A 5,010-nucleotide genomic window follows, 5' to 3' on the forward strand; every position below is an offset into this window, starting at 1 on the left:
GGGAGCCCCCCCCCGGAGGGGAGTGGGCGTTACGCTCCGTTCGCCGCGAGCCATGTCGGGTCCGGGTCGATGAGTTGGAGTACTTCGATCAGGATGCCTTCCGGGCTGTGGACGTTGAAGCGGCGCTGGCCCCACGGTTCGTCGCGGAGCGGGTCGGTGATCGGTACGCCCCGCTCGCGCAGGGTGGCCTCCTCGGCGGCCGCGTCCGCGACGAGGAAGGCGAGGCAGAGGCCCGCGGTGTCCTGGGTGCGGAAGCCCTCGGGCATGGACTCGTGGCCGCGTTGGACGAAGTCCAGGACGTACGCGGGGTGTTCGGGGTGGTGCAGGCTGACGTACCAGCCCAGGTCGGCGACCTGGGTGAAGCCGAAGTGCTCGGTGTAGAAGCGGCTGCTGGCGGCGGTGTCGTCGGTCAGTACGGCGATGCCCAGCTTTTCGAAGCGCATGGGTTCCCCTCCCTGTTGGCGGCCGTGTGCCGCTAACCACTCTATGTGTAGTACGTTACATGTAGTGGTTGCAAGAGTTGAGGGCGAGGAGGCTGCCGGTGGTGCGCAATCCGGAGCGGCGTACGGCGCTGGTGGACGCGGCAATCGAGGTGCTGGCGCGGGACGGGGCGCGCGGGCTGACGTTCCGCGCCGTGGACGCGGAGGCGGGTGTACCGAAGGGCACCGCGTCTAACTACTTCGCCAGCAGGGACGAGTTGTTGGCGCAGGTCACCGGGCAGATTCACCAGCGCATCGCGCCGGACCCGGACGAGGTCGACGAGGTCATGACGGCGCCGCGCGGGCGCGAGCTGGTGACCGAGCTGATGGGGTGGATCAACCGCAGGGTGAGCGCGAACCGCACCGGTTACCTGGCGATGCTGGAGCTGCGCCTGGAGGCCACCCGGCGGCCCGAGCTGCGGGAGGAGCTGACCGCCACCATGCGCGGCGCGCTGGAGGACGATCTCCGCTTCCACCGGGAGGGCGGGCTGCCGGGCGACCGTACGGCCGTACTGCTGATGTATCTCGCGATGACCGGGCTGATGCTGGAGCAGCTCACGCTGCCGGGCGTGGTCCCGGCGGAGGAGACGGACGGGCTGATCGCCGCCCTGGTCGACCGGGTGATCCCGGCCGAGTGACCGCGGCCAGTTGGTCCCGGCCGGGTGACCGGGGTCAGTTGATCCCGGTCAGGTGATCCCGGCCGGGTAGCCAGAGTCAGGCAATCCGGCCAGGCGGGGCCCAGCCGAGGGCCCAGCCGAGGGTCCGGGGCGAAGTCCGGGCCGAGGTTCGGGCCGGGGGGCCGAGCCGGGCGACCCCCGGGCCGGGCGACCCCGGGCCAGTCGATCCCGACCGCCCCCACCCGAGGCCAAAGCCACCGGACCTACCCCGAGCCAAGCGTCGGCTCACTGCCCCCCGAACAGCTCCAGCAGTTCCTTCTTTTCGAACATGCGGGCAGTTTCCACCGCGGACGGTGAGCCCGCGGCCGGGTCCGCGCCGTGGCTCAGCAGCAGCCGTACGATCGCGTCCTCGCCCTTGAAGACCGCGCCCGCGATCGGGGTCTGGCCGCGGTCGTTGGGCCGGTCGGCGTCCGCGCCGCGCTGGAGCAAAGCCTCGACGGTCGCGACGTGGCCGTGGTACGCGGCCAGCATGAGGAGCGAATCGCCCTTCTCATTGGTGAGGTTGGCGGGCACCCCGGCGTCGACATACGCCGCGACCGTGTCGGTGTCGCCCTGCCGTGCCAGGTCGAAGACCTTGGCCGCCAGCTGCAGCACCTCGGGGTCGTGTGCGTGCTCGATCGACTCGGGCCCCTGTGCGCCTGGGGTCGTCTCGCTCATGCTGTCGGCCTCCTGCTCTCGTGGTGTGCGCCTGCACTCGCCACTTTATGCAGGCCACGGCCGTCGGCGGCGACGGTACGCCTCAGAAGATGTGACGGTACGTCCCTGAAGACGGTGCGTCTCTGAAGACGGTGCGTCTCTGAAGACGGTACGCCTCAGAAGATGTCCGGACACCACGGCCGGCGCCCCGTCCGCAGCAGCGCCTCCGCCGTGGCGAGCGCGCCGGGCCGGTCCTCCTGTACCCGGCCGAGCGCCGCGAGCCGCGTGGGGGACTCGTCGCCGAGGTACAGCGTGGCCAGTTCGCGTACGTCGAGGGTGAGGTCGGCGGAGCGCGTGGTGCGCGTGCACGTGGCGCCCTCGGGGCCGGCGTCGAGGTGGTAGCGCCCGGCGGCGTACCCGTCGGCGTCCCGTACCTCCAGGACCAGCGACGCCGGCACCGTGTACGTCCGCGCCGCCAGCAGCTTCGGTACGTCCAGGGGCCGGAGCCACAGGTAGTCGGCGTGCGCCTCGATGCTCGCGGCGCGCGGGTCGCCGAGCAGCAGCGGTACCAGGTCGTCGGGGGCGCGGTGCCCGGTCTTCACGTGCAGGATCCAGTCGATCGAGCAGAGGAAGTGCCACAGGGCGCGCTCGGCGGCCGGGGTGACCGTGATCAGCTTGCTGACGTCCAGCGTCTGCTCGGGCCGCTTGTGTTCCCACCGGTCGTCACAGGTGTACGTGACCAGGCCCTCGACCTCGCCGTCGGCGGACCGGTACACGGCGTGGAAGGGCTCCCGCCACGGCTGCTCGGGAAACCGGACCGCGCCGGTCGCCTCCTGCCACCAGCGTTCGCCGCGCGAGACGGCGCCGGGCTGCTGCGCGCGGAAGCGGTCGTGCAGGACCGGGCCGAGGGCGCGGACCTCCTCGGGCGTCGCGAAGTCCACCCGGCCGCCGTCCTGCGGACCCGCGTACCGCGTGTCCAGCCGGGCGCGCGCCACGTCGATGCGCCACTCCGTGAACGACGACGCGGGGCCGAAGCCGTACCGCCCGTAGATCGGGTACTCGGCGGCGATCAGCGTGGCGACCGCGTCGCCGCGCTCCTTCGCCGCCGCCAGGTCGCGCGCCATCATCCGGCTGAGCAGGCCGCGGCGGCGGTGCGTGGGCGAGACGGTCACCTGGGAGACGGCGTCGGCCGGTACCCGGGCGCCGCCCACGACGGTCAGCTCCTGCGCGAAGCTGCGGAAGGTCGCGACGCAGCGCCCGCCGTCGAACGCCCCCTGCGTACGCGTGAGATCCGTACCGCCGAGCCGCCACTCGACCAGTTCCTTGGAGACCTCCGCCGAACTCGTGAAGCCGGTCCCCACCGCGGCCAGCCAGCCGTGGAAGTCGTCCTCGCCGACCGTACGCACCTCAAGGCTCATACCCGTACGCTAGCCACGCTCCTGACGGGTTGTCGCGTGGTTTTCACGGGGCCGACGGCTCAGAGCGGTGCCCGAGGCTCAGACCAGAGGCTGCGCCTCAGGACAGTGCCCGCGGCTCAGCGCAGCGCCGACAGCTCAGAACGCCGCCGCGCGGATCTCGCCCACGCGCTCGGCGCCGCCCAGCAGCGGGACGTCCGCGATGCGGCCGAGTACCGGGGCGTCGATGCCCATCAGGCGCAGGGTGCGGGCCAGGACCGGGCCGAGCGTGCGGGTCGCGCCGTCGTCGATCTTGAAGGCGAGCGCGCGGCCGTCGGGCAGCGCCAGCGCCTGTACGGCCTCGGCGCCCATCTTGGACAGCACGCCCGGGAGTTCCCGCATCAGCCAGGTGTCGGGGCGGCGGGTGCCCGCGACGTACTCCGGGTGTGCGCGCATGGCGTCCGCGACCCGGCGCTCGGGGGTGCCCGGCTCGGCGAGCACGAAGTGCCGGTAGGAGCGGGCCAGACCGGTCAGCGAGAGCGCCATCAGGGGCGCGCCGCAGCCGTCCGTGCCGATGTGGTCGACGGTCTCGCCGCTCGCGTCCCGTACGGCCTGCAGGACCAGCTGCTGGAGCGGGTGGTGCTGGGCGAGGTAGCTCTCCAGGGGCCAGCCGTTCGCGGCGCAGACGGCGAGCATCGCGGTGTGCTTGCCGGAGCAGTTCATGGTCAGCCGGTCGCGGACCTTGCCGGCGGCCAGGTAGCTCTCCGCCTCGGCCGGGTCCAGCGGCAGGTCGGGCGGGGTCTGCAGCTGCTCGGGGGAGAGGTTGTGCTCGGCGAGCATCTTCTGGACGAGATCGAGGTGGAAGCCTTCGCCGGAGTGGCTGGCGGCGGCCAGGGCGAGGCGCTCACCGCTCAGGTCCAGGCCCGCGCGGAGGATCGCGGCGGCCTGCATCGGCTTGTTCGTGGAGCGCGGGAAGACCGGCGAGGAGATGTCGCCGAGCGCCAGGTCCACGCTGCCGTCGGCGGCCAGGACGACCAGCGAGCCGCGGTGCACGCCCTCGACGAAGCCGGAGCGGACGACCTCGGCGAGTACGGGAGGGACGGGCGCTCCGGCGGAGTGCTGCCCGGTGGACTGTCCTGCGGACTGCTCGGCGGACTGCCCTGCGGCGGGCGCCCCGGATATCGGCGCGTCCGCACCGGATATCGGGCCGGTGGGCTCGTGCGTGGGCTCGGCGGAGAAGGAGGAAGTCATCGCGGGCCTTCCGGGGGCGGGTCACGGACCGCCCCCTCCGAAGGCCGGTGGCCTCCGCGTCAGGAGAGCAGGTCGTCTACTTGGGCTTCCCCTTCACGGTACCTGCGGGCGATCTCCGCGCTGCAATCGTCCGCCGTGCGCTGCAGCGACTGGCGGCGCAGCGAGACCTGCCGCTCGTACTGCACGAGCCGGCTCATCGCCTCCCGCAGCTCGGCGTCCGTGCGCGCGCCCAGGTCGGACAGCTCGACCTCGCCGAGCATGTCCTCGGCCAGCCGGCGGTACTCCTCGCTGTGCGGCGTCCCGACCGTCACGTGCCGGGCCGAGGAGCGGTGCCGGGACGGCCCGTCCGTGAGGATCTCCGGCAGCCGGTCCAGGACGGTGGTCTGCGGTGCGGCCCGCCGGGCCGCCTCGGCGCGCAGGATGTCGATCCGGCCCTGGAGCAGCCGGCGTACGTAGCTGAGGTCGGCCTCCTCCTGCTGCGCGTCCCGGCGCAGCTTGCGGATCTCGGGCAGGCCGAGCCCCGAGAGGTCGGGCCGGGGGGCCGGACGGAAGCGGTCGCGCTGCAGCGGAGGG

Annotated in this window: 6 protein-coding genes; 1 reads left to right on the forward strand and 5 read right to left on the reverse strand. The window is 72.8% G+C overall.

Annotation, left to right across the window (positions count from 1 at the left end):
* Positions 1–29: 29 nt before the first annotated feature.
* Positions 30–443: a VOC family protein gene (locus CCS38_RS00325; RefSeq protein ID WP_223731145.1), complete on the reverse strand. Its 414-nt coding sequence runs from the start codon at positions 441–443 to the stop codon at positions 30–32.
* A gap of 98 nt (positions 444–541) precedes the next feature.
* Here CCS38_RS00325 and CCS38_RS00330 point away from each other — a divergent pair, with 98 nt between their 5' ends.
* The gene (locus CCS38_RS00330) at positions 542–1,117 is read left to right on the forward strand and encodes a TetR/AcrR family transcriptional regulator (protein WP_223731146.1); all 576 of its coding nucleotides are present in this window, start codon (positions 542–544) and stop codon (positions 1,115–1,117) included.
* A gap of 264 nt (positions 1,118–1,381) precedes the next feature.
* Here the strand turns inward: CCS38_RS00330 and CCS38_RS00335 are convergent, their stop codons facing one another.
* The 4 genes from CCS38_RS00335 to CCS38_RS00350 form a co-directional block, all read right to left on the reverse strand.
* Complete coding sequence (locus tag CCS38_RS00335; RefSeq protein ID WP_223731147.1) at positions 1,382–1,813, reverse strand: ankyrin repeat domain-containing protein; 432 nt, start codon at positions 1,811–1,813, stop codon at positions 1,382–1,384.
* Positions 1,814–1,968: 155 nt separating this feature from the next.
* Positions 1,969–3,210: a GNAT family N-acetyltransferase gene (locus tag CCS38_RS00340; protein WP_223731148.1), complete on the reverse strand. Its 1,242-nt coding sequence runs from the start codon at positions 3,208–3,210 to the stop codon at positions 1,969–1,971.
* A gap of 135 nt (positions 3,211–3,345) precedes the next feature.
* Positions 3,346–4,437 carry an asparaginase gene (locus CCS38_RS00345; protein WP_223731149.1) on the reverse strand — a complete coding sequence of 364 codons (1,092 nt, stop codon included), beginning with the start codon at positions 4,435–4,437 and terminating at the stop codon, positions 3,346–3,348.
* Between the two features lie 59 nt (positions 4,438–4,496).
* A partial coding sequence (locus tag CCS38_RS00350; protein ID WP_372456947.1) for an RsiG family protein occupies positions 4,497–5,010 on the reverse strand: 514 nt, incomplete at its 5' end.

The organism is Streptomyces purpurogeneiscleroticus, assembly GCF_020024005.1.
Lineage (GTDB): Bacteria > Actinomycetota > Actinomycetes > Streptomycetales > Streptomycetaceae > Streptomyces > Streptomyces purpurogeneiscleroticus.

What these genes read in the sequence shown, in the direction of transcription:
- CCS38_RS00335 (WP_223731147.1), bottom strand. Translation starts at nt 1,813, where the DNA reads ATGAGCGAGACGACCCCAGGCGCACAGGGGCCCGAGTCGATCGAGCAC.
- CCS38_RS00345 (WP_223731149.1), bottom strand. Translation starts at nt 4,437, where the DNA reads ATGACTTCCTCCTTCTCCGCCGAGCCCACGCACGAGCCCACCGGCCCG.
- CCS38_RS00325 (WP_223731145.1), bottom strand. Translation starts at nt 443, where the DNA reads ATGCGCTTCGAAAAGCTGGGCATCGCCGTACTGACCGACGACACCGCC.
- CCS38_RS00340 (WP_223731148.1), bottom strand. Translation starts at nt 3,210, where the DNA reads ATGAGCCTTGAGGTGCGTACGGTCGGCGAGGACGACTTCCACGGCTGG.